The sequence below is a fragment of the Luteimonas endophytica genome, from assembly GCF_029887875.1.
GTDB lineage: Bacteria > Pseudomonadota > Gammaproteobacteria > Xanthomonadales > Xanthomonadaceae > Luteimonas > Luteimonas endophytica.
Map to the genome: position 1 here is coordinate 77,112 of NZ_JARXRM010000008.1, position 20,638 is coordinate 97,749.

The following is a 20,638-nucleotide window of genomic DNA, read 5'->3' on the forward strand; positions in this document are numbered from 1 at the left end:
AACCCACATGACGCGACCGCTGCAACTCGCTGCCTGCCTTCTTGCCGCGTTCGGTTTCGCGGCCGCCGCCCAGCAGGCCCCGGCCCAGCAGCCCCCCGCCCAGGAGCCGGAACCGGCGCCCGCGACGGTCGAGCCGGCGGGTGCCGGGTCGGTCGACAACGGCCGGATGCTCACCTACACCTGCCAGGGCTGCCACGGCATCCCCAACTACAAGAACGCGTATCCGAACTACCGCGTGCCCAAGATCGGCGGCCAGTCCCAGGAGTACCTGGTCAACGCGCTGAACGAATACAAGCGGGGCACCCGCCTGCATCCGACCATGGAGGCCCAGGCCCAGAGCTTCTCCGACCAGGACATCGCCGACATCGCGGCGTTTCTGTCCAGCCTGAACCAGTGAGCCGCGCCGCCATGACCAACCGCGATACCCGCAAGCACCTCCTGCTGCTTTCCCTGCTCGCCGCGTGTGCGGCCCTGTCCGCCTGCGGCGGCGGCGGCCACGACGAGGGCGCCGAGCAGCGCTCCTCTTCGGCCGGCCTGCCCGAGGGCCGGATCGAGGCCGGCGAGCGGCAGGCCAACGCCAAGGGCGAGGCCACCGGCCAGTCGTGCATCGACTGCCACGGTGCCGACGGCAACGCGCCGCTGGACCCGACCTATCCCAAGCTCGGCGGGCAGTACGCCGACTATCTCGGCCATGCCCTGCAGCAGTATCGCAACGGCAACCGCGAACACGCGCTGATGTCGAATCAGGCGCAGGGACTCACCGACCAGCAGATCGCCGATCTGGCCGCCTACTTCGGTTCGCGGCCGGCCCAGATCGTCGACCTGCAGGGCGCGCACTGACCGCCGGCAGACCGGCCTGGTCGTTCGGAAGGGGCGCCCAGGCGCCCCTTCGCCGTTTTCCGGGGCCGGCCGCGGATCACCGCGGCTGCACCGGCCCGGCCGCCCGCGCGACGCCTCCCGAGGATCGCGGCGCGGTCAATCGCCGAGACTGTCCTGGTCCTCGAACAGTTCGCGCTTGAACGGGACGTCCGGCGGCGGCCGCGCCTCGGCCTCGACATCCTGCATGTTCGGATCGCTGATGCTGCAGCCACCGGCCAGCGCCAGGGTGACGACGTCGCAGCGGATGGTCTTGCCGGTGCCCGGGATGGGGATCAGCACGGTGCGGACGCTGCGACGCACCCACTCCTCCAACAGGGTCTCGTGCGGCACCCAGAAGCGATCGAAGCTGGTCGGTTCGTAGTCGCCCGGCGGACGCTTCAGCCAGGTGCCCATGCGGTCGATCTTCTCGTAGTCCTCGGTGATGGTGCCGGGCGGCAGCCCTCCGCCGACCGGTGCCGTGCCCTCGGCCAGGCGCGGGCTGCCGTCCGCATTGAACAGGCTGGAGCTGCCCTGCTGGCCGCCGACGCGTTGGCGGGCGGAATCGCCCCAGTCGTCGCCGCGGCGCGGTGTTTCCCAGGCGCCGGGATCCGGGGTCTCCGGCTCGCCGCTGCCGGTGGCCAGCGCATCGGGCCGGGCACCGCCGGCCGCGGCGGCCTCGGGCGCGGCGGCGGGCGCCGCGGCTTCGCCCGGCACGATCGCGGCACCGGAGTCGGCGGTGCGCTCGGTCCGTTCGCCGGCCCGGGCCGACGCCGGCAGCCGCAGCGGGATCTCCCGGGTACGCACCGCCGGCGCGGTCGCCTGGAGTTCCGGGGCGGCGATCGCCGGTACCTGCACCGGTGCGGTCCGCGGCTGCGGCAGGGGAGCCGCAATCTCGCGCTCCACCAACGCCACCTCGGGCTGCTGCAGTTCCGGCACTTCCACCACCGCTTCGGGCAACGGCCGGACCTGCGGCAGCGGCGGCTCGCGGATCTCCACCACCTCGATATCGCGGCTGCGCACCGGCACCTCGGGCATCTCCACGCGCGGTTGCGCCAGCTCCACTGGCCGCGGCGGCGGCACCACGAAGCGGGTGTCGGGCCGGGGGGTCTCGGTGACCTGCAGCGGCTGTTCCCGCGGCTGCGGCGCCGGCTCCGGTTCGGGTTGCGCTTCGCGCGGCGCCGACGGCGGCGGCACCGCCTGGCGCGCGGCTTGTGGCAGTTCCGGCGCAGCGGCGGCCGGCGCGGCCTGCGCCGCATCCTGCGCGGTGCGTTGCGGCGCCCCAGCGCCTGCCGCCTCCGGCGTGCCGTCGCCGATGTACTCCACCTCGATCACCGTGTCCTCGCCGCGCTGGCTGGGCGCCGCGACCTGCAGGAAGCGCGCATACATCAGCCACAGCAGCAGCGCCGAGAACAGCAGATGCAGCACTAGGCTCAGGGTGGTCGCGGAGACCCGCATCCAGCGTTCGTCCTCGCTGGCCGGATGCCACTGCTGACGCCACAACGCGCCGAACGCCTGCCAGCGGTTGAGCTGCACCCACGCAACCGGCACCGGTGGCGCCCGCCCCAGCATCACCGCCACGATCGCCGCGGCGCTGGCACCGGTGACCGCACCCGCCCTGCCCCGCATGCCGTCGAACCAGGCCTGCCAGCCCGGCGGGAACTGCCCCGGCTGCGGCGGCCGGATCGAGCGCCGCAGGCGCCGGCGCAGGGCCTCGATCAGCTCGGCGGAGGTGAACACTCGCGCCGGGTTCCGCTCAGGCCGCGCCGCGGGGCACGTACGGCGCGGTGCCGGTCTCGTGGTCGGTGGCGTCGCGCACCGCGGTCACCCCCGGCACCTTCTCCTTGAGGGTCTTCTCGATGCCCTGCTTGAGGGTGATGTCGGCCATGCCGCAGCCATGGCAGCCGCCGCCGAAGCGCAGCACCACCACGCCCTCGCCGGTGACCTCGACCACCGCGACGTGGCCGCGGTGCTGGGCCAGCTGCGGGTTGATCTCGAACTCGACCAGCCAGCGCACCCGCTCGACCAGCGACGCCGACTCGTCGGGCGTCTCGCCCTTGATCTTCGGGGCGCGGATCTGCAGCTGACCGCCGGTGGCCTGGGTCGCATAGTCGATGCTGGCGCCGTCGAGGTAGCGCACGCTGTCGGCATCGAGCCACAGGGTGAAGCCCTCGCAGTCGATCGCCCACTCGTCGCCCTGCAGCTCCGCCGGCCCGGCGAACTCCAGCCGCACGTCGGCGCGGACCGTGCCCGGGTCCACGGCCGCCAGGCGCACGCCCAGGCCCGGCGAGCCCTCGCGCTCGATCAGCTTGCGGAAGTGCGTCTGCGCGGTGTCGGAAATCTCGATCATGTCGCCTATTCTATCCGTCCCGCCTCACGTTTTTCGAACGCCGGTAGACCGAGAATCCCGGCGTTTCACCGTGGTTCCGCCAGGAGTGCAAGCGATGTCCGACCTGATCCCGCTCGTCCAGGCCCGTTGCGTCCCGCGCAAGGGCCGCGAACACAGGCTCACCGAGGCGCGTATCCGCGAGCTGCTGCCGGAGGTTCCGGGCTGGGACCTGGCCGAGGACGGCCACGCCCTGACCCGCAGCTTCGGCTTCGAGGACTACCACCGCACCATGGCGTTCGTGAACGCGCTGGCGTGGATCGCGCACCGCGAGGACCATCACCCCGACCTGTCGGTGCACTACGATCGCTGCGTGGTGCGCTATTCGACCCACGACGTCGGCGGCCTGTCCGAGAACGACTTCATCTGCGCCGCCAAGGCCGATGCCCTGATCGAGTAGCCGCGCCGCGCTCAGTCGAGGCGGCCCAGCGCGTCCTTCAATTCGGCGGGCAGCGGCGCGTGCAGCACGTAGGGCGCGGCACCGTCATCGAGCGCGAACTCCAGCGAGGCAGCATGCAGGCACATGCGCCTCAGCCCGGTGCGCTCGCGCAGCCGCCGATTGGCCTCGGGATCTCCGTACTTGTCGTCGCCGGCGACCGGATGGCCGATGTGCCGGGCATGCACGCGGATCTGGTGGGTGCGGCCGGTGGCGATGCGCACCTCGCACCAGGAGTGCCCGCCGCGGCGCTCCAGCACCCGGAAATGACTGAGCGACGGCTTGCCCTCGTCGCGGACCTGGACATGGCGCTCGCCGCCCTGGCGCAGGCCCACGTGCAGTGGAGCGTCCACGCTCATCACCCCGTCCGGCATGCGCCCGACCAGCAGCGCCAGGTAGCGCTTGGCGATGCCGCCGTCGGTGCGCATCAGCGCCTGCAGCTGGGCCAGCGCGGAGCGCTTCTTCGCCACCACCAGCAGCCCGGAGGTGTCGCGGTCGAGGCGATGCACCAGTTCCAGGGTGGCGCCGGGACGCAGCGCACGCAGGGTCTCGATCGCGCCGAAGCCGATCCCGCTGCCGCCGTGGCTGGCCAGTCCGGCAGGCTTGTTCAGCGCCAGCAGGCGCTCGTCCTCGAACGCGATCGCGCCCTCCACCGCCGCCAGCAGGCCCTTGGCCGGCGCGGCGCGCTCGCCCGGCGGGTCCAGACGCACCGGCGGGATCCTCACCTCGTCGCCGTCCTCGAGCTTGCGCTCGGCCTTGGCGCGGCCGCCGTTGACCCGCACCTGGCCCGAGCGCACCAGCTTGTAGACCAGGCTGCGCGGCACCCCCTTGAGCTGCCCCAGCAGGAAGTTGTCCAGCCGCTGGCCGGCGCGGTCCTCCGGCACCCGCACGGTGCGGGCGCCCCCCTGGCGCTGCGGCGGCGGAACTGAATGGGTCATGGGCGGTTCTGATCTGCTACACTCGCCGCGCGAGATAAGGGTCTGATTTCGCAGGGAGTTGCCCCGCGTGCCGCCTGGCGGCGCGCAACCGGACAAACCGGGCCGAAAGCCCATCTCCCGCGATCCCGATGCAGTGCGCGGCCACCGCCCCCGGGGCGGACATGTTAGCGGCTCGACGGCAGGCCCGGCCATCGCCCGGTCCCCACGGGGACTGGAGCTGAACATGTCCCGTGCGGCGCCGAGGCCCGATGCCGAAAGCCGCCGCCGGCCCTGCAACAGATCGAAAATGAGAAACGACAAGCGCTCCCGCGGCCTGCCGTGGTGTCGTAGCGCTGGAAAACCCGAAGCCGCGCCGCGGCACTGGGCAGTGCAACGCCCTGCCAGGCCCCGAAAGGGCCGCCGGCGCAGCTCGCAGTCTCCAGAGGCGAAACGCCCACGGCGTTCCGCGCGGTAGCAGCGCGCGAGGAACGCAACCATGAAACGCATGCTGATCAACGCGACGCAGGCAGAAGAACTGCGCGTCGCCATCGTCGACGGCCAGACGCTCTACGACATCGACATCGAACAACCGTCGCAGGAACAGAAGAAATCCAACATCTACAAGGGCCGCATCACCCGCCTCGAGCCTTCGCTGGAAGCGGCCTTCGTCGAATACGGCGCCGACCGGCACGGCTTCCTGCCGCTGAAGGAGATCTCCCGCGACTACTACCAGTCCGGGGTCGATCACCGCAACGCCAACCTCAAGGAACTGCTGCGCGAGGGCCAGGAGGTGGTGGTCCAGGTCGAGAAGGAGGAGCGCGGCAACAAGGGCGCCGCCCTGACCACCTTCATCTCGCTGGCCGGCCGGTACATGGTGCTGATGCCGAACTCGCCCACCGCCGGCGGCGTCTCGCGCCGGATCGAGGGCGACGACCGCGCCGCGCTCAAGGAGGCGATGGACAAGCTGGAGATCCCCGAGGAAATGGGGGTGATCATCCGCACCGCCGGCGTCGGCCGCGACGCCGAGGAACTGCAGTGGGACCTGGACTACCTGCTCAGCATCTGGCGGGCGATCTGCGATGCCGCGCTGAGCAAGCCGGCGCCGTTCCTGATCTACCAGGAATCTCGCCTGATCACCCGCGCCCTGCGCGATTACATGCGCGCCGACATCGGCGAGATCCTGGTCGATGCCGACGAGATGTACGCCGAGGCCCGCGAATTCGTCGAACAGGTGATGCCGCACAACCTGCGCAAGCTGAAGCACTACACCGACGACGTACCGCTGTTCAACCGCTTCCAGATCGAGTCCCAGATCGAGAACGCCTATGAGCGCACCATCCGCCTGCCATCCGGCGGCGCGCTGGTGATCGACCAGACCGAAGCGCTGACCGCGGTCGACGTCAACTCGGCGCGCGCCACCAAGGGCGGCGACATCGAGGAAACCGCGTTCCACACCAACCTCGAGGCCGCCGACGAGGTGGCCCGCCAGTTGCGGCTGCGCGACCTCGGCGGCCTGGTGGTGATCGATTTCATCGACATGTCCTCGAGCAAGCACCAGCGCGAGGTGGAGAACCGGCTGCAGGGTGCGCTCAAGCACGACCGCGCGCGGGTGCAGCTGGGCCGGATTTCCAAGTTCGGGCTGCTGGAGATGTCGCGCCAGCGGCTGCGCGCCAGCCTCGGCGAATCCAGCCAGATCGTCTGCCCGCGCTGCGAGGGCCATGGCCGCATGCGCAGCGTCGAATCGCTGTCGCTGTCGATCCTGCGGGTCGCCGAGGAGCACGCGATGAAGGACAACACCGGCCAGGTGCTGGTGCAGGCGCCGACCGAGATCGCCAACTACCTGCTCAACGAGAAGCGCCGGGCGCTGGCCGAGATCGAGGGCCGCCACGACGCGCCGATCGTGATCGTCGCCGACGACCAGCTGCAGACCCCGCACTACGAGGTCACCCGCATCCGCGAGAACGAACTCGGCGAGGAAACCAGCAAGCCCAGCTACCAGCGCGGGACCCCGCGCCGGCTGGCCACCATCGCGCTGAGCAAGTCGAACCTCAACGTGCCGCCGCCGCCCGCGGTCACCGCGGTGCGGCCGGCGCAGCCGGCGCCGCTGCGCGAGCCGCGCGAGGAACCGGCCGCCGAGCAGGCGCCACCGCCGGCACCGGTGGCGGCGCCGGCCGGCGGCGGTTTCATGTCGTGGCTGAAGACGCTGTTCGCGGGCGAACCCGGCGGCGAACGCCAGGTCGCCGCGGGCAGCCGCGCGCCCAGCGCAACCGCAACGGGCGAACGCGCCGACGGCGATCGGGGCGATCGCGGCCAGCGCCGCGGAGGCGGCCGCCAGGGCCGCGACGGCAAGCGCCGCGACGAGCCGCGCCGCGCCCAGAAGGGCCCCGCGCGGCCGCCGCGCGAAGAGCGGCCGCAGCAGGCCACGGCGGCCCAACAGCAGCCGCAAGCCCCCAGGCCGAAGCAGGATGCTGCGCAGGAAGACGCTGCGCCGCGGCCGCCGCGCCAGCCGCGCAAGGGCCGCTCGCGCGGGGAAGGCGCGCGTCGCGACCCGGCATCGGGCGCCGACGCCGCTGCCGAGGCGACGAACGAACGCCGCACGACCCCGCCGGTCGCCTCCGCGGTGGCGGCACCGGTGAACGCCGAAGCGGCTGCTGCGGTGCCGGCATCCGCCGGCGCTGCGGCACCGGAGGCCGGTACCGCCGCCACCGCCCCGACCGCGCAGCCCGAGCAGGACCCCGGTGCCCAGGGCGCCGGCGACGACGGCAACCAGGCCAGCGGGGACACCGGCCGGCGCCGGCGCGGCCGTCGCGGCGGCCGCCGGCGCCGGCGCGGCACCGGCGAAACCGGCAGCGCCGAGTCGATCGACGACGCCGGCGCCGGCGGCGAAACCGTGGCGGCGGCCGACGACAGTCAGCCCGAGTTCGATTTCGACGACGTGCCGAAGAGCACACCGGCGAAACGTCCCGCCGCCGCGGAATCCGGAGGCTCGGCGCCTTCCTCCACCGGCGAAGCCGCGCAGCCCGGCCCGCGCGCAGGCGGCGGAGCTGCACCTGCCCCCGTGGCGCCCAAGGTCGAGCCGGAACGCGCCATCGCGACCCCGGTGGTGGCCGCGCCCACCGCGGGAGCGGGTGGTGCCGGCAACGCTGCCGAACCGGAGCCCGAGCCGGCAACGGTAAGCGCGCCGGACGAGCTTGCGGCGCCCGCCCCGGCCGCGATTGCCGACGCAGCGCCCCCCGCGCCCCCCGCGCCGCAACCGCGCGAGCGACGGCCCGAGCCCTCCACCGAGAACGCGCCGGTGCCCACGGCGGAAGCCGACCCCAGCGCCGCGCCGGCGCACGGCCCGGCGCCCACGGCTGTTGCCTCCGCCGCTCCAGCCGCGCCCATGGCGACGGCATCGGCCGCACCGGGCAATGCGCCTGCCGCTGCTCCGTCCGCGGGGGATGCGGCCGATCCGCCGGTCTCCACGCCGGTGCCCCGCGCCCCGGGCCTGTTCGACACCATGCCTGCGCCCCACTCGCCCGCGGAGGCCGCGGCCGCGGCGCTGCCGGGCGACGAGCAAAGCGGCGAGGGCGAGGAGGAAGAGGCAGACCGCCCCGACCGGCAGGCCGACGACGAGCGCGACCAGCGCCCCGCCGGCGCCTGACCGGCGGCAACCCGCGCAGGCGCTACAGCGTCTGCGCGGGATCGCTGAGCCCGTACTGGCTCGCCAGGCGGGCCAGCGCGATGGTGTCCTGGATCTGCAGCTTGTCGAACATGCGGGTCTTGTGGGTATTGACGGTCTTGGCGCTCACGCTCAGCCGCTTGGCGATCTGTTCCTGGCGCAGCCCCTGGATCAGCAGCATGGCGATCTCCAGCTCGCGCATCGACAGCGCGTCGAACGGGCTGTCGTGACCGTCGAGCCCGGACAGCGCCAGGTTCTGCGCGATGCTGCTTGACAGGTAGCGCTTGCCGGCGGAGACCGCGCGCACCGCGCGCAGCAGCTCGCCGGCGTCGCCGCCCTTGCCGACGTAGCCCGAAGCACCGGCCTCGATCAGGCGCTTGGGCATCGGCCCGTCTTCCAGCACCGACACCACGACCACGCGCGGGCCGTAGTCGCCCTTGACGATGCGCTCGGTCACCTCTAGCCCGCTGACCCCAGGCAGATGCAGGTCGCACAGCACCACGTCGGGCTTGAGATTGCGGATCTCGGGCAGCGCCCGTTCGCCGCTCTCGGCCTCGCCGACGACCTCGATATCGGCCTCGCCGGCCAGGATCATGCGCATTCCAGTGCGCACCAATGCATGGTCGTCGACCATGTAAACACGGATGGTCATCCCTGCCCCCTCCAGATCGCGAATTCCCCTGGAGTGAGGCTAGCGCCGGCGGCACCCGCGGGCAAGCGGAATGCCGCACGAATCCCGCAGCCCGCGCGGATCGGCGTTTCGCGCGTTCAGGCGAGCGCGGTGTCGAGCAGCAGCATCAATACGAAGCCCAGCATCAGCCCGCCGGTGGCGGCGGCTTCGTGGCCCTTGCGGTGCGACTCGGGAATGATCTCGTGGCTGACCACGAACAGCATCGCGCCGGCGGCGAAGGCCAGGCCCCAGGGCAGCAGCGCCTGCGAGACCCCCACCACCGCCGCCGCCAGCGCCGCGGCGGCGGGCTCGACCAGGCCGGACAGCATCCCCACGACGATCGCGAAGCCGCGACGATAGCCCGCGGCGATCAGCGCCACCGCCACCACCATGCCTTCGGGAATGTCCTGGATCGCGATCCCGGTGGCGAGCGCCTCGGCGTTCGCGGCGCCGTCCCCCGCGTAGGCCACGCCGATCGCCAGACCCTCGGGAACGTTGTGCAGGACGATCGCGAACACGAACAGCCAGCTTCGGCGCAGGGTCTGCGCGCGCTCCCTTTCGACGCCCTTGATGAAGTGCTCGTGCGGCACCAGACGCTCGGCCAGCAGCAGCACCGCCGCCCCGAGCAGCACTCCGACGCCGACGATGGTGCCCGCCTCCCAGCGCCCGGCGCCGTCGGCGGCCGCCGCGGCGAGCCCCGGGCCGATCAGCGAGAACGACACCGCGGCCAGCATCACCCCGGCGCCGAAGCCGAACAGGCCATCGAGCACCCGATCGGTCAGCCGCGGCGAGAGCCAGACCGGCAGGGTGCCGAGCGCGGTCGCCGCCGCCGCCATCGCACCGGCGAGGAAAGCATCGAAGACCGGTTGAGGAGAGTCGGCCTGCAGCATCCGCCACAGCGACTGCAGCATCGCGAACAGGCCGAGCACCACGATCGCGTAGCCGAGCAGGCGTCGCAGTGTGGCCGGCGGCGGCAAGTGCGGGGCGTGCATGCGCGGATGATCGCACCGATCCGCTGCCGCGGCGCAGGCTCAGGGGGCGGCGGTCGTTCCGGCCGGCCCGCGCTGCGAGGCGATGATCTCCGCCAGCAGCCCATGCAGGCGGTCGCGATGGCCGCCGCTGCCCGAAGGCTGGCGTTCGTCGGAAGTCATCGCCACGGTCAGCCCCAGCGAGGGCACCACGTACAGCATCTGGCCGCCATAGCCCCAGGCGTAGCGCACGTCCTCACCGCCGATGCGACGAATGAACCAGCCGTAGCCGTAGCCGTAGCCGTCGCCGCTGTAGCGCGAACGGGTGCGCGGCCGCCAGGAGGCCTCGACCCAGCGGCGCGGGACGACCCGACGCCCGTCGCTGCTGCGGCCGCCGTTGCGGTACAGCTCGCCGAACGCCAGCAGCGAGCGCGGCGTCATCGCCATCTGGTTGCCGCCGAAGCGGATGCCCCGCGGGTCGCGGTCCCAGGCGCTGATCGCGAAGCCGGGCTGCGCGCCGAGCCACTCGCGCGCCAGATCGAGCGCATCGCGGCCGCTCACCCGGGTCAGGATCGCGGACAGCAGATGGGTGGAGCCGGTCGAATACAGCATCTCCCCGCCCGGGTCGTCCTCGAACGGCCGCGCCAGCGCCGCGCGCACCCAGTCGTCGCTGGCCACCCAGCGGCCATAGTGCGGGCCTGAAGTTCGCCCTAGGCCGGCCTGCATGCTCAGCAGGTGCGCGAGCGTGATCTCGTGCAGGCGCGGGTCCGGGTCCTCGGGCAGCGCGTCCTCGAGCAGCGGCGCGATCTTCTGAGCCTCGCCGGCGAGCAGCCCGCGTTCGATGGCGATGCCGACCAGCGCGGTCACGACCGGCTTCGACGCCGACTTGATATTGGCCGGGCGCGCCGGGGAGTGGCCGCGGTAGCCGCGTTCGGCCAGGACCTCGCCGTTGCGGGCGACGATCACAGTGCGCAGCGGGGCGAGGGCCGCCGCGTCGTCCAGCACCTCGTCCAGGGACGGCGTGGCCGATGCGGGGGGCGATGCCAGCAGCAGGAGCAGCCCCAGGACAAGGAGCGGGGGTGGCGGAGAGAGTGGGATTCGAACCCACGGTGGCATCGCTGCCACGGCGGTTTTCAAGACCGCTGCCTTAAACCGCTCGGCCATCTCTCCGTAGTACTTGCCCATCGTCGCGGCGCCGGTCCGAGCATCGGCTTGGCCGATGTTCGCTGCGGCCTGCGGGCTTCGCGTCAAGACCGCTGCCTTGAACCACCCGGCCATCGCTCCGGATCGCTCGCTCAGCGGATTGTCGCATGCGTGGCGGCGGCGGGCGCCGTTGCGCGCTGCATCGCGGCCAGCCTGCTCTGCTCGACCTCGGGGGTCTTGCCGCAGTGCTTGCAGTTCAGGCTGGACTCCTCGATCAGCGGCGGCAGGGTCTCGGCCAGATGGTCGATGAAGACCCGCACCGCCGGCAGCAGACCGCGGCGCGAGGCGAACACGGCGTGGGCGATGCCCTGCGGCAGGCGCCAGTCGGGCAGCACCACCTCCAGTTCGCCGCTGCGCACCGCGTCGGCGCACAGGGTTTCGGGAAGCATCGTGATGCCCAGGCCCTGGCGGGCCAGCGCCATCAGCATCGGGAAGTCGAATCCGGCGACCCGCGGCTTGAGCTCGACGCGGCGGGTGTTGCCGTCGGTGCCCTGCAGGTCCCAGCGCTGGCTGACCTCGTCCTCGCCCATGGTCATGGTGGTGTGGTGCTTGAGCTCCTCCGGGTCGCCGGGGCGCCCGGCGCGGTCGAGATACTTGGGGCTGGCCACCAGCAGTTCCTGGATCTGGCCGAAGCTGCGCATGATCAGGCTGCCGTCGTCGTCGAGCTTGGCGCGCACCCGGATCGCGACGTCGAAACCCTCGTTGATGACGTCGACGCGGCGGTTGCTCACGTGCAGCTGCACCCGCACCTGCGGGTACCTGGCAAGGAAATCCGGCAGCAGCTTCGGCATCGACTGCTGCGCGATCCCGACCGGCACGCTGACGCGCACCGTCCCCCGCGGCTCGGCGCTCAAGCGGTCGACGACCTCGCGTGCCGCCGACGCCTCGGCGAGCATCGACTGCGCATGGCGATAGACGCTCTGGCCGACGTCGGTGACCGCGAAGCGGCGGGTGGAGCGCTGCAGCAGGCGCACGCCGAGCTCGGTTTCGAGCTGGCTGATGCGCCGGCTGAGCCGCGACTTCGGAATGCCCAGGGCACGCTCGGCGGCGGCGAAACCGCCGTGCTCGACCACCACGGCGAAGTAATAGAGGTCGTTCAGGTCCTGCATCGCGTTGCTCACGTTTGGAACGATGCGTGGCATTAGATCACCTTTATCCCACTCGGGCAACGACCTATCGTCTGTCCATCGGCGGCCGATCCGCGCCGCCCCCCGCAGGAGGATTCCCATGAAGCTGCTGCACATCGACTCGAGCGTGACCGGGCCGGGCTCGGTCACCCGCGCCCTCACGGCCGCCATCGTCGCGCCCTGGCACCAGTGCCCCGAGGCCACCCAGGTCGTCTACCGGGACCTGAATGCGACGCCGGTCGCCCATCTGGGAGGGCGCCCCGACCCCGAGCGCGATGCGGAAGGGGCGCGGCTGCTGCAGGAGTTCCTCGACGCCGACGTGGTGGTGATCGGCGCGCCGATGTACAACTTCGCGATTCCCTCCACCCTCAAGGCCTGGATCGACCGGGTCGCGGTGGCCGGGCGCACCTTCCGCTACACCGCGCACGGGCCCGAGGGCCTGGCCGGCGACAAGCGCGTGATCGTCGCCATCGGCAGCGGCGGGCTGCATGCCGGCCGGCCGGAGGATTTCGTCGAGCCGTACCTGCGCCAGGTCTTCGGCTTCCTGGGCGTCTCCGACCTGGAAGTCGTGCGGGCCGAAGGGGTCGCCCTATCCGAGCGGCACCGCGAAACGGCGCTCGCCGAAGCGCTGCGCCGGGTGCCGCCGCCGCGGGCGCTGCGTGCGGCCGCCTGAGCGCGGCGCTCAGGCGATCCGCTCGGCGCCGCCCATATAGGGGCGCAGCGCCGCGGGCACCTCGATGCCGCCGTCGGCCTGCTGGTAGTTCTCCATCACCGCGATCAACGCACGGCCCACCGCGACGCCCGAGCCGTTGAGGGTATGCACCAGCTCGGGCCTGCCGGTGTCGGGATTGCGCCAGCGCGCCTGCATGCGCCGGGCCTGGAAATCGCCGCAGTTGGACACCGAGGAGATCTCGCGGTAGGTCCGCTGCGACGGCAGCCAGACCTCCAGGTCCCAGGTCTTGCGCGCGGCGAAGCCCATGTCCCCGCTGCACAGCAGCATCCGGCGGTACGGCAGGCCAAGCTTCTCCAGCACCACCTCGGCGCAGCGCGTCATGCGCTCATGCTCGGCATCGCTGTCGCCGGGGCGGGTGATCGCCACCAGTTCCACCTTCTCGAACTGGTGCTGGCGGATCATCCCGCGGGTGTCGCGGCCGTGGCTGCCGGCCTCGGCACGAAAGCACATCGAGTGCGCTGTCATCCGCAGCGGCAGCCGCGCGGCCTCGACGATCTCCTCGCGCACCAGGTTGGTCAGCGGAACTTCTGCCGTCGGAATCAGGTAGCGGCCGCCCGTGGCGTCCTTCACGGCGTCGACCAGGGCCGAATAGCCGTGGAAATCGCCCTCGACGAGTTCGGCCGGAGCCGGCCGACCCGATGCCTCGACGACCGCTCGCGCCGCTTCGCACAGCCTCTGCCGCGCCTCGTCGCCGAGGATGCACGTGTCGCCGAAGGTCCGGAACAGGTCCTCCTCGAACTTCGGAAGCTGCCCGGTGCCCAGCATCGGCGGCGGATTGACCAGCAGCGGCACGCTGGTCTCCTCGTAGCCATGCTCGCCGGTGTGCAGGTCGAGCATGAACTGCGCCAGCGCCCGGTGCAGGCGCGCCAGCTGGCCGCGCAGCACGGTGAAGCGCGCGCCGGACAGCTTCGCCCCGGCGTCGCCGTCGAGCCAGCCGTGCCTGGCGCCGAGCTCGACGTGGTCGCGCACCTCGAACGCGAAGCTGCGCGGCGCGCCCCAGCGCCCCTGCTCGACGTTCTGGGTTTCATCGGTGCCCGCGGGCACCGCGTCGTCCGGCAGGTTGGGGATTCCCAGCGCCAGCGCCTCGAGTTCGATCTGCAGCGCATCCAGACGTGCTTCGCCGGCCTTCAGCTCCTCGCCGAACCCGGCGACCTCGTCCAGCAGCGGCGCGATGTCCTCGCCCCGCGCCTTGGCCTGGCCGATCGCCTTGCTGCGGGTATTGCGCAGGTTCTGCAGTTCCTGGGTGCGTATCTGCAGCTGCTTGCGCTCGGCCTCGAGCGCCTTCAGCGCGTCGACATCGAGTTCGAAGCCGCGCGTCTGGCGCAGGCGCCGGGCGAGTTCATCGGGATCGTTGCGCAGCAGGGCGGAATCGAGCATCTGGATTCGCACGGTGTGGAGGGCCGTCGATTATCGCCCGGGAGCGCCCACCCTGCCCGGCCGCACCGCGACCGCTATGCCAGAATGCCGGCGATCCCCATCGGAGCAGCGCATGCCGACCCCGGAATCCAGCCGACGCCGCCACGGTTCCCCGCGCTTCCTGTTGTCGGGACGGGCGTGGTTGATCGTCGCCGCGGCCTTCGCCGCGGGCCTGCTGGTGTCGGCACTGCTTTGGTTCGGCCGCGGCGACGACCGGTCCGCGGCACCGCTCGTCGGTCCGGCCACGCAGGAAGGATCCGGTCGGCCACGCGCCCTGCCCGCTCCGCAGCCGGCAGACGTCGAGAGCGCCAGCGGCATGGCCGAGGCCGATCCGGGCGCACCTCGCCGGCAGCCGGTCGCGCCGCCGGCCCGGGCGCCGCGGCCCGCGCCCGGTGCCACACCGGATCCGGCCCCGCTGCCGGATCCAGCCGCCCGCGCGCCGGTGGCGGTGGACACGCCGGCGCCGCGCTATCCCACCGCGGCACTGCGGCGGGGCGAATCCGGGGAAGTGCTGTTGCGGGTCGAGGTGGACGAGAACGGCCGCGCCGCGGCTGTCGAGGTCATGCGCAGCAGCAACTCGCGGTCGCTCGATCGCGCGGCGGTCACTGCAGTGCGGCGCTGGCGGTTCCAGCCGGCGCTACGCGACGGCCAGCCCGTGCCGGGCACCGTGCAGGTTCCGATCGATTTCAGTCCCGGCGGCTGAGCCGGCCCGCCCGGCGTGTTAAACCGGTCTAGACACCGCCGTGACGCGGCACCCACGAACGCTGTGGAACGCTCGTCCCCGTCATCCTGAACAGGGGTACCCGTCATGTCCGATCCGATGAACCGCCCCGCCGAACCGCGCCCCGCCCCGCCGCCGTCCGACCGGCCACCGTCCGACCAGCCGCCGCCGGGCGAGCGCAAGAGCGCCAGTCCGCTGCTTTGGCTGCTGCTGCTGATCGCGCTGCTGGCGGTGGGCTGGTATTTCTACAGCCAGCGCGGCGCGGTCGATCCGCCGGCCGAGCCGGCCGACCCCGTCGGCGAGCCCGCCGACATCGGTGACGGCACCCCGCCACCGCCGGCGAGCGAGCGCGAGCAGGCGGCCCGTCCGGCCGACCCGGCGCCGGCGCCGGCGCCGGCGATCACCCGGCCCGCCGACCCGCTGGAGCGGGTCGAACCCGAGTATCCGGCCGCGGCGCTGCGCGCCCAGGAGGAAGGCACCGTGCTGCTGCGCGTGCAGGTCGATGCCGGGGGCAACCCCGGCGCCATCGAGATCGCCCGCAGCAGCCGCTCGCGCGAGCTCGATCGCGCCGCGCGCACCGCGGTGGGCCAATGGCGCTTCAGCCCCGCGATGGAGAACGGCCAGCCGGTGGCGTCGACGGTCGAGGTGCCGATCGATTTCCGCATGGACACGCAGTAGGGGGCGCCTCAGGCCGGCGTCGCGGCGAGGCCGAAGCCCGCCTCGCCGGCCAGCGCCTCGAATCCCGGAAACGAGGTCGCGACGTTCGCCACGTCGCCGATCCGCACCTCGCCGGCCACGCGCTGCGCGGCCACCGCGAACGCCATCGCGACGCGGTGGTCGCCGAGGCTGTCGACCGATCCGCCTTGCAACGCGCCGCCGTGGATCACCGCGCCGTCCGGCGTTTCATCGACCCGCGCGCCCAGCGCGCGCAGGCCGGTCGCCATCGCCGCGATCCGGTCCGATTCCTTGACCCGCAACTCCGCGGCGCCCTGCACCCGGGTGCTTCCTTCGGCCAGGGCGGCCGCCACGAACAGCACCGGGAACTCGTCGATCATGTCGGCAACGTGCGCGCGCGGCACCTCGATGCCGTGCAGCGGGGCGTGGCGGACCCGCAGGTCGGCGACCGGCTCGCCGCCCTGCTCGCCGGGATTCTCCTCGGCGATATCGGCGCCCATCGCCCGCAGCACCGGCAGCAGGCCGGTGCGGCGCGGATTCATTCCCACCCGGCGCAGCACCAGGTCCGAACCGGGTACCAGGCTCGCCGCGACCAGGAAGAACGCCGCCGACGAGAAATCGGCGGGCACCGCCACGTCGGCGGCGTGCAGCCGGTGGCCGCCGCGCAGGCGCGCATGCCCGGGCGCGAACTCGATCGGCCAGCCGAACGCCGCCAGCATCCGCTCGGTGTAGTCGCGGGTCGGCTGCGGCTCGTGCACCACGGTCTCGCCCTGCGCGTAGAGACCGGCGAGCAGGATCGCGGACTTCACCTGGGCGCTGGCGATATCCGCAGTGAATTCAATGGCTTGAAGTTCGTTGCTCGGGTGGATTCGCAACGGCGGCAGGCCGCCGCCAGCGCTGTGGATGTGCGCTCCCATCCGCGCCAGCGGCTCGATCACCCGGCCCATCGGCCGCTTCGACAGCGAAACGTCCCCGCACAGTTCGGATTCGAATGCCTGGCCGCTGAGCAACCCCGCGAGCAGGCGCATCGCGGTCCCGGCGTTGCCGCAGTCCAGCGCGCCCGGCGCGGCGCGCAGCCCATCGATGCCGACCCCGCGGACGATCCGCACGCCCTCGGCGGGCGCCTCGATGCGGACCCCGAGCCGGCGGAAGATCGCCTCGGTGGCGCGCGCATCCTGCCCCTCCAGGAAGCCTTCGATCCGCGACACGCCGTCGGCCAGCGAAGCCAGCATGACCGCCCGGTGCGAGACCGACTTGTCGCCGGGGACCCGGAGTTCGCCGCGCAGCGGCGCGCCGCCGCGGGCGCGCCAGTCCAGCCGGGCCTCGCCGCTCATGGACCGGCCCCGTCGAGCGCCTGCAGCAGGCGGACGTTCTCGGCCGCGGTCCCCACGCTGATGCGCAGGCAATCGGGTAGCCCGTAACCGGCCATCGGCCGCACCACCACGCCCTGCCGCAGCAGCGCCGCCTCGGTCGCGGCGGTGGCGCTGCCGAATTCCACCAGCAGGAAATTGGTCTGCGAAGGATGCACGAAGCGGCCGCGCTCGCGCAGGCCTTCGGTGAGCCGCGCGCGCTCGCGCGCATTCGCGGCCACGCCTTCCCGCAGGTGTGCCTGGTCGCCGAGCGCCGCGGTCGCCGCTGCCAGCGCCACGCAATTGACGTTGAAGCTCTCGCGCAACCGCTCCATCACCGCCACCAGCGCGGCGTCGCCCACCGCGTAGCCCACACGCAGCCCGGCCAGCGCATGCGCCTTGCTGAAAGTACGCGTGACCACCAGGTTGCGGTAGCGCGGCAGCAGCGCCAGCGCGCTGGCGTAGCCGGGTGCGTCGACGAATTCCGCGTAGGCCTCGTCCACCACCACCAGCACCTCCGGTGGCAGGCCGTCGAGCAGCCGCGCCAGCGCATCGGCGTCGATCCAGGTGCCGGTGGGGTTGTTCGGATTGGCCAGGTACAGCAGGCGCACGTCTTCGCCGCGCGCCGCGGCCAGCAGCGCTTCGGGGTCGTGGCCGCGCGCCATCGCGTGGCCGGCCGGCAGCGCCGGGGCGATCCGCAGCGGTGCGCCGGCCGCCTGCGCCGCCAGCGCGTAGACCGCGAACCCGTACTGCGACATCGCCACCCCGGCTGCGGGGCCGGCGAAGGCCTGCGCGAACTGCATCAGCAGCTCGTGCGAGCCGTTGCCGAGCAGCAGCTGCGCCGGCGCGACGCCGAGCCGCGCGGCGAGCGCCTGCTTGAGCCCGCCGCCGAGCGGATCCGGGTAGCGATGCGCGGTGCCCAGGGCGTCGCGCGCCGCGGCGACCGCCAGCGGGCTGGGACCATACGGGTTCTCGTTGGCGCCAAGCTCGACCAGCCGCCCGGCGCCGTGGCGCGCGCGCAGCGCCACCAGGTCATGGCCCGGATCGTAGGCCTTCAGCGCGCGGAGGCCCGGCTGCGCGAGGGCAGCGAAGCATGGGGCGGCGCTGTTTCCGATTCCCGGATCCGAAGTCACCGTTCCCGGCCTCACGGCACCGCCACCGGGTACGAGCCCAGCACCCGCACGTCGCCGGCGAACTCGTCGATCTCGCCCAGCGCGTCCTTCAACGGCGACTCGTCGACATGCCCGGCCACGTCGATGAAGAACGCGTACTGCCACAGCGCGCCGTGCGCGGGCCGCGACTCGATCCGGTTCATGCTGATGTCCCGCCGCGCCAGCGGCTCGAGGATCTTGTAGAGCGCGCCGGGCTGGTCGCGGATGAACACCATCAGCGAAGTGCGGTCGTGCCCCGACGGCGGGAACGAGGCGCGCCCGATCACCAGGAACCGGGTGGTGTTGTCGTCGCGGTCCTCGATCGGCCCGGCGACCACCTTCAGCCCGTAGACGTGGGCCGCGTTCTCGCCGGCGATCGCCGCGGCGTCGTCGGCGTTGCGGGCGCGGCGCGCCGCCTCGGCGTTGCTCGCCACCGCCTGCTTCTCGGCCCCCGGCAGGTGCTGGCGCAACCACGACCTGCACTGGGCCAGCGACAGCCCGTGCGAATACACCCGTTCCACGTCCTCGATGCGGCCGGTACGCGAGAGCAGGTACTGGTGCACGCGCAGCTCGACCTCGCCGCAGATCTTCAGCGGCGAGGTCAGGAACAGGTCGAGGGTGGACTGGATGGTCCCCTGCCCCGAATTCTCCACCGGGACCACCCCGAAGTCTGCGGTGCCCGAGGCGACCTCGTCGAAGACCTCCTCGACGCTGGCCAGCGGCAGCCCGCGCGCGGAATGGCCGAAATGCTTGTGCACGGCCTGCTGCGAGAACGTGCCCTCCGGCCCGAGATAGCCGACCTTCAACGGCTCCTGTTGCGCCAGGCAGGCCGACATGATTTCGCGGAACAGCCGCACCAGCACCTCGTCCGAGAGCGGCCCGTCGTTGCGGTCGACCACCCGCCGCAGCACCTGCGCCTCGCGCTCGGGACGGTAATAGTCGACCGCGGCGGCGAGCTTGCCCTTGGCCTTGCCGACCTGGTGGGCCCACAGCGCGCGCTCGGCGATCAGCGCCTGGATCTCGCGGTCGATGCCGTCGATCTGCTCGCGGACCGCGGACAGGTCGGCGACGGCGGGCTTCGGCTGCTTGCTGGTGCGTTTCTTCGGTTCGGTGGCCATCAACTCGCTCGCTGGTGGGGCCTGCGGGAACGACGCGGGCGGTCTTCGAGGCATCGCCCATGACGGGAGGACACGGGCTTCGGGCCGGCCCGCCCGGCCATCCATGGCCGGGCGTTCGCGGCCATGGCCGGTGCCGACAGGGCATCGGCCAAGCGTGGCCGCTCACCCATGGCGCTGCCTGAAGTCGCGCATGAAGCCGGCCAGTGCCTGCACGCCCTCGACCGGCATCGCGTTGTAGAGCGAGGCGCGCATGCCGCCGAGCACGCGATGGCCCTTGAGCCCGATCAGTCCCGCCGCGCGGGCCTCGGCCAGGAAACCGGCGTCCAGCGCGGCATCGTGGAGGAAGAACGGCACGTTCATCCGCGAACGCGCGGCCGCGGCCACGTCGTTGCGGTAGAAACCGCCGGAGTCGTCGATCTCGCGGTACAGCAGCCCGGACTTGGCGGCGCTGCGGCGCGCGAACTCCTCCACCCCACCCTCGGCCAGCATCCATTTCACGGTCAGCCCCAGCATGTACCAGTTCCAGCTCGGCGGGGTGTTGAGCATCGAGTCGGCGGCCAGCTGCAGGCGATAGTCGAAGATGTCCGCGCGCGGCTGTCCGGGGCGCTCGAGCAGCTCGCGGCGCACGATCACCACCCCGATGCCGACCGGCCCGAGGTTCTTCTGCGCGCCGGCGTAGATCAGGCCGTAGCGGGCGATGTCGAGCGGCTCGGAGGCGATGCTGGAACTGAAATCGGCGAACAGCGGCACCCCGCCCACCTCCGGCGTGTCGCGGAATTCCACCCCGTGAATGGTCTCGTTGGCGGTGATGTGCACGTAGGCGGCATCGTCCGACAGGCGCCAGTCCGCTCGCGCGGGGATCTCGCGGAAGCCGCCGGTCTCGCCGCTGGCGGCGATGCGCAGGTCCACGTACGGGGCGGCCTGGCGCAGCGCAGTTCGCCCCCAGTGCCCGGTGACGACGTAGTCCGCCGGCTGCCCCGGGGCGGCGAAGTTCAGCGCGATCAACGCCTGCTGGGTGGTGGCGCCGCCGCCGCCGAACAGCACCGCGTAGTCGTCCGGCACGCCGAGCAGTCGGCGCAGGTCGGCCTCCGCTTCGGCCGCCACCGCCATGAACTCGGGACCGCGATGGCTGAGCTCCACGATCGAGGCGCCGGCGTCGCGCCATTCGAGCATCTCCTGCTGCGCCTGGCGCAGGACCGGTTCCGGCAATGCCGCGGGGCCGGCGCTGAAGTTGTACGCTCGCGACATCGGT

Annotated in this window: 18 protein-coding genes, 1 tRNA gene and 2 pseudogenes; 7 read left to right on the top strand and 14 right to left on the bottom strand. The window is 72.5% G+C overall.

The features are described 5' to 3' along the window. Positions 1-7: 7 nt before the first annotated feature. Positions 8-397 carry a c-type cytochrome gene (locus QFW77_RS00550; RefSeq protein WP_280572187.1) on the top strand — a complete coding sequence of 130 codons (390 nt, stop codon included), beginning with the start codon at positions 8-10 and terminating at the stop codon, positions 395-397. Positions 398-408: 11 nt separating this feature from the next. Beyond that, a complete protein-coding gene (locus QFW77_RS00555; protein WP_280572188.1) occupies positions 409-840 on the top strand; it encodes a c-type cytochrome in 432 nt (143 codons plus the stop codon). 135 nt (positions 841-975) lie between these two features. On the opposite strand, the gene QFW77_RS00560 is transcribed toward QFW77_RS00555, so the two are convergent. Both QFW77_RS00560 and QFW77_RS00565 read right to left on the bottom strand, forming a co-directional pair. Then, positions 976-2,595, bottom strand: a complete 1,620-nt coding sequence (locus QFW77_RS00560) for a hypothetical protein (protein WP_280572189.1) — start codon at positions 2,593-2,595, stop codon at positions 976-978. Between the two features lie 16 nt (positions 2,596-2,611). Continuing rightward, positions 2,612-3,205 (bottom strand): NfuA family Fe-S biogenesis protein, encoded by a 594-nt coding sequence (locus QFW77_RS00565; RefSeq protein ID WP_280572190.1) that lies wholly within the window; start codon positions 3,203-3,205, stop codon positions 2,612-2,614. A 94-nt stretch (positions 3,206-3,299) separates the two neighbouring features. On the opposite strand from QFW77_RS00565, the gene QFW77_RS00570 reads away from it, so the two are divergent. Then, positions 3,300-3,641, top strand: a complete 342-nt coding sequence (locus QFW77_RS00570) for a 4a-hydroxytetrahydrobiopterin dehydratase (protein WP_280572191.1) — start codon at positions 3,300-3,302, stop codon at positions 3,639-3,641. Positions 3,642-3,652: 11 nt separating this feature from the next. Here the strand turns inward: QFW77_RS00570 and QFW77_RS00575 are convergent, their stop codons facing one another. Continuing rightward, entirely contained in the window at positions 3,653-4,615 is a 963-nt protein-coding gene (locus QFW77_RS00575) for an RluA family pseudouridine synthase (RefSeq protein ID WP_280572192.1), read from the bottom strand. A gap of 475 nt (positions 4,616-5,090) precedes the next feature. On the opposite strand from QFW77_RS00575, the gene QFW77_RS00580 reads away from it, so the two are divergent. Next, complete coding sequence (locus QFW77_RS00580) at positions 5,091-8,237, top strand: Rne/Rng family ribonuclease (RefSeq protein ID WP_280572193.1); 3,147 nt, start codon at positions 5,091-5,093, stop codon at positions 8,235-8,237. Between the two features lie 22 nt (positions 8,238-8,259). Here QFW77_RS00580 and QFW77_RS00585 read toward each other — a convergent pair whose 3' ends face one another. From QFW77_RS00585 to QFW77_RS00605, 5 genes are all read right to left on the bottom strand, one after another. Continuing rightward, complete coding sequence (locus QFW77_RS00585) at positions 8,260-8,907, bottom strand: response regulator (protein WP_280572194.1); 648 nt, start codon at positions 8,905-8,907, stop codon at positions 8,260-8,262. Between the two features lie 116 nt (positions 8,908-9,023). Next, a complete protein-coding gene (locus tag QFW77_RS00590; protein WP_280572195.1) occupies positions 9,024-9,917 on the bottom strand; it encodes a ZIP family metal transporter in 894 nt (297 codons plus the stop codon). A gap of 39 nt (positions 9,918-9,956) precedes the next feature. After that, a complete protein-coding gene (locus QFW77_RS00595; protein WP_280572196.1) occupies positions 9,957-10,898 on the bottom strand; it encodes a serine hydrolase domain-containing protein in 942 nt (313 codons plus the stop codon). A 75-nt stretch (positions 10,899-10,973) separates the two neighbouring features. Continuing rightward, positions 10,974-11,063, bottom strand: a tRNA-Ser gene (locus tag QFW77_RS00600). Positions 11,064-11,188: 125 nt separating this feature from the next. Then, a complete protein-coding gene (locus tag QFW77_RS00605; RefSeq protein ID WP_280572390.1) occupies positions 11,189-12,205 on the bottom strand; it encodes a LysR family transcriptional regulator in 1,017 nt (338 codons plus the stop codon). Between the two features lie 118 nt (positions 12,206-12,323). On the opposite strand from QFW77_RS00605, the gene QFW77_RS00610 reads away from it, so the two are divergent. Next, on the top strand, positions 12,324-12,896 hold the full coding sequence (locus QFW77_RS00610) for an FMN-dependent NADH-azoreductase (RefSeq protein ID WP_280572198.1): 573 nt from the start codon (positions 12,324-12,326) through the stop codon (positions 12,894-12,896). Positions 12,897-12,905: 9 nt separating this feature from the next. Here the strand turns inward: QFW77_RS00610 and serS are convergent. Next, positions 12,906-13,508 (bottom strand): annotated as a pseudogene (gene serS / locus QFW77_RS18995) (serine--tRNA ligase); the annotation flags it as partial. Positions 13,509-13,670: 162 nt separating this feature from the next. Next, positions 13,671-14,333, bottom strand: a pseudogene (locus QFW77_RS19000) (serine--tRNA ligase); the annotation flags it as partial. A gap of 112 nt (positions 14,334-14,445) precedes the next feature. Here QFW77_RS19000 and QFW77_RS00620 point away from each other — a divergent pair. Both QFW77_RS00620 and QFW77_RS00625 read left to right on the top strand, forming a co-directional pair. After that, positions 14,446-15,075 (top strand): energy transducer TonB, encoded by a 630-nt coding sequence (locus QFW77_RS00620; RefSeq protein WP_280572200.1) that lies wholly within the window; start codon positions 14,446-14,448, stop codon positions 15,073-15,075. Between the two features lie 105 nt (positions 15,076-15,180). Next, entirely contained in the window at positions 15,181-15,771 is a 591-nt protein-coding gene (locus tag QFW77_RS00625) for an energy transducer TonB (RefSeq protein WP_280572201.1), read from the top strand. 8 nt (positions 15,772-15,779) lie between these two features. Here the strand turns inward: QFW77_RS00625 and aroA are convergent, their stop codons facing one another. The 4 genes from aroA to serC form a co-directional block, all read right to left on the bottom strand. Continuing rightward, the gene (gene aroA / locus QFW77_RS00630) at positions 15,780-17,102 is read right to left on the bottom strand and encodes a 3-phosphoshikimate 1-carboxyvinyltransferase (protein WP_280572202.1); all 1,323 of its coding nucleotides are present in this window, start codon (positions 17,100-17,102) and stop codon (positions 15,780-15,782) included. Beyond that, entirely contained in the window at positions 17,099-18,250 is a 1,152-nt protein-coding gene (gene hisC, locus QFW77_RS00635) for a histidinol-phosphate transaminase (protein WP_280572203.1), read from the bottom strand. Before hisC ends, aroA begins: the two co-directional genes overlap by 4 nt. Before the next feature lie 11 nt (positions 18,251-18,261). Further along, positions 18,262-19,440 (bottom strand): prephenate dehydratase, encoded by a 1,179-nt coding sequence (pheA, locus tag QFW77_RS00640; RefSeq protein ID WP_425603238.1) that lies wholly within the window; start codon positions 19,438-19,440, stop codon positions 18,262-18,264. A gap of 108 nt (positions 19,441-19,548) precedes the next feature. Further along, the gene (gene serC, locus QFW77_RS00645; RefSeq protein ID WP_280572205.1) at positions 19,549-20,634 is read right to left on the bottom strand and encodes a 3-phosphoserine/phosphohydroxythreonine transaminase; all 1,086 of its coding nucleotides are present in this window, start codon (positions 20,632-20,634) and stop codon (positions 19,549-19,551) included. Between the last annotated feature and the right edge of the window lie 4 nt (positions 20,635-20,638).

Bases quoted from the DNA above. Each gene is read 5' to 3' on its own strand.
- QFW77_RS00575 (WP_280572192.1), bottom strand. From the start codon at position 4,615: ATGACCCATTCAGTTCCGCCGCCGCAGCGCCAGGGGGGCGCCCGCACC.
- pheA (WP_425603238.1), bottom strand. From the start codon at position 19,440: ATGCCTCGAAGACCGCCCGCGTCGTTCCCGCAGGCCCCACCAGCGAGC.
- QFW77_RS00580 (WP_280572193.1), top strand. From the start codon at position 5,091: ATGAAACGCATGCTGATCAACGCGACGCAGGCAGAAGAACTGCGCGTC.
- QFW77_RS00550 (WP_280572187.1), top strand. From the start codon at position 8: ATGACGCGACCGCTGCAACTCGCTGCCTGCCTTCTTGCCGCGTTCGGT.
- QFW77_RS00605 (WP_280572390.1), bottom strand. From the start codon at position 12,205: ATGCAGGACCTGAACGACCTCTATTACTTCGCCGTGGTGGTCGAGCAC.
- QFW77_RS00565 (WP_280572190.1), bottom strand. From the start codon at position 3,205: ATGATCGAGATTTCCGACACCGCGCAGACGCACTTCCGCAAGCTGATC.
- QFW77_RS00585 (WP_280572194.1), bottom strand. From the start codon at position 8,907: ATGACCATCCGTGTTTACATGGTCGACGACCATGCATTGGTGCGCACT.
- serC (WP_280572205.1), bottom strand. From the start codon at position 20,634: ATGTCGCGAGCGTACAACTTCAGCGCCGGCCCCGCGGCATTGCCGGAA.
- QFW77_RS00620 (WP_280572200.1), top strand. From the start codon at position 14,446: ATGCCGACCCCGGAATCCAGCCGACGCCGCCACGGTTCCCCGCGCTTC.
- QFW77_RS00590 (WP_280572195.1), bottom strand. From the start codon at position 9,917: ATGCACGCCCCGCACTTGCCGCCGCCGGCCACACTGCGACGCCTGCTC.
- aroA (WP_280572202.1), bottom strand. From the start codon at position 17,102: ATGAGCGGCGAGGCCCGGCTGGACTGGCGCGCCCGCGGCGGCGCGCCG.
- QFW77_RS00555 (WP_280572188.1), top strand. From the start codon at position 409: ATGACCAACCGCGATACCCGCAAGCACCTCCTGCTGCTTTCCCTGCTC.
- QFW77_RS00625 (WP_280572201.1), top strand. From the start codon at position 15,181: ATGTCCGATCCGATGAACCGCCCCGCCGAACCGCGCCCCGCCCCGCCG.
- QFW77_RS00570 (WP_280572191.1), top strand. From the start codon at position 3,300: ATGTCCGACCTGATCCCGCTCGTCCAGGCCCGTTGCGTCCCGCGCAAG.
- QFW77_RS00610 (WP_280572198.1), top strand. From the start codon at position 12,324: ATGAAGCTGCTGCACATCGACTCGAGCGTGACCGGGCCGGGCTCGGTC.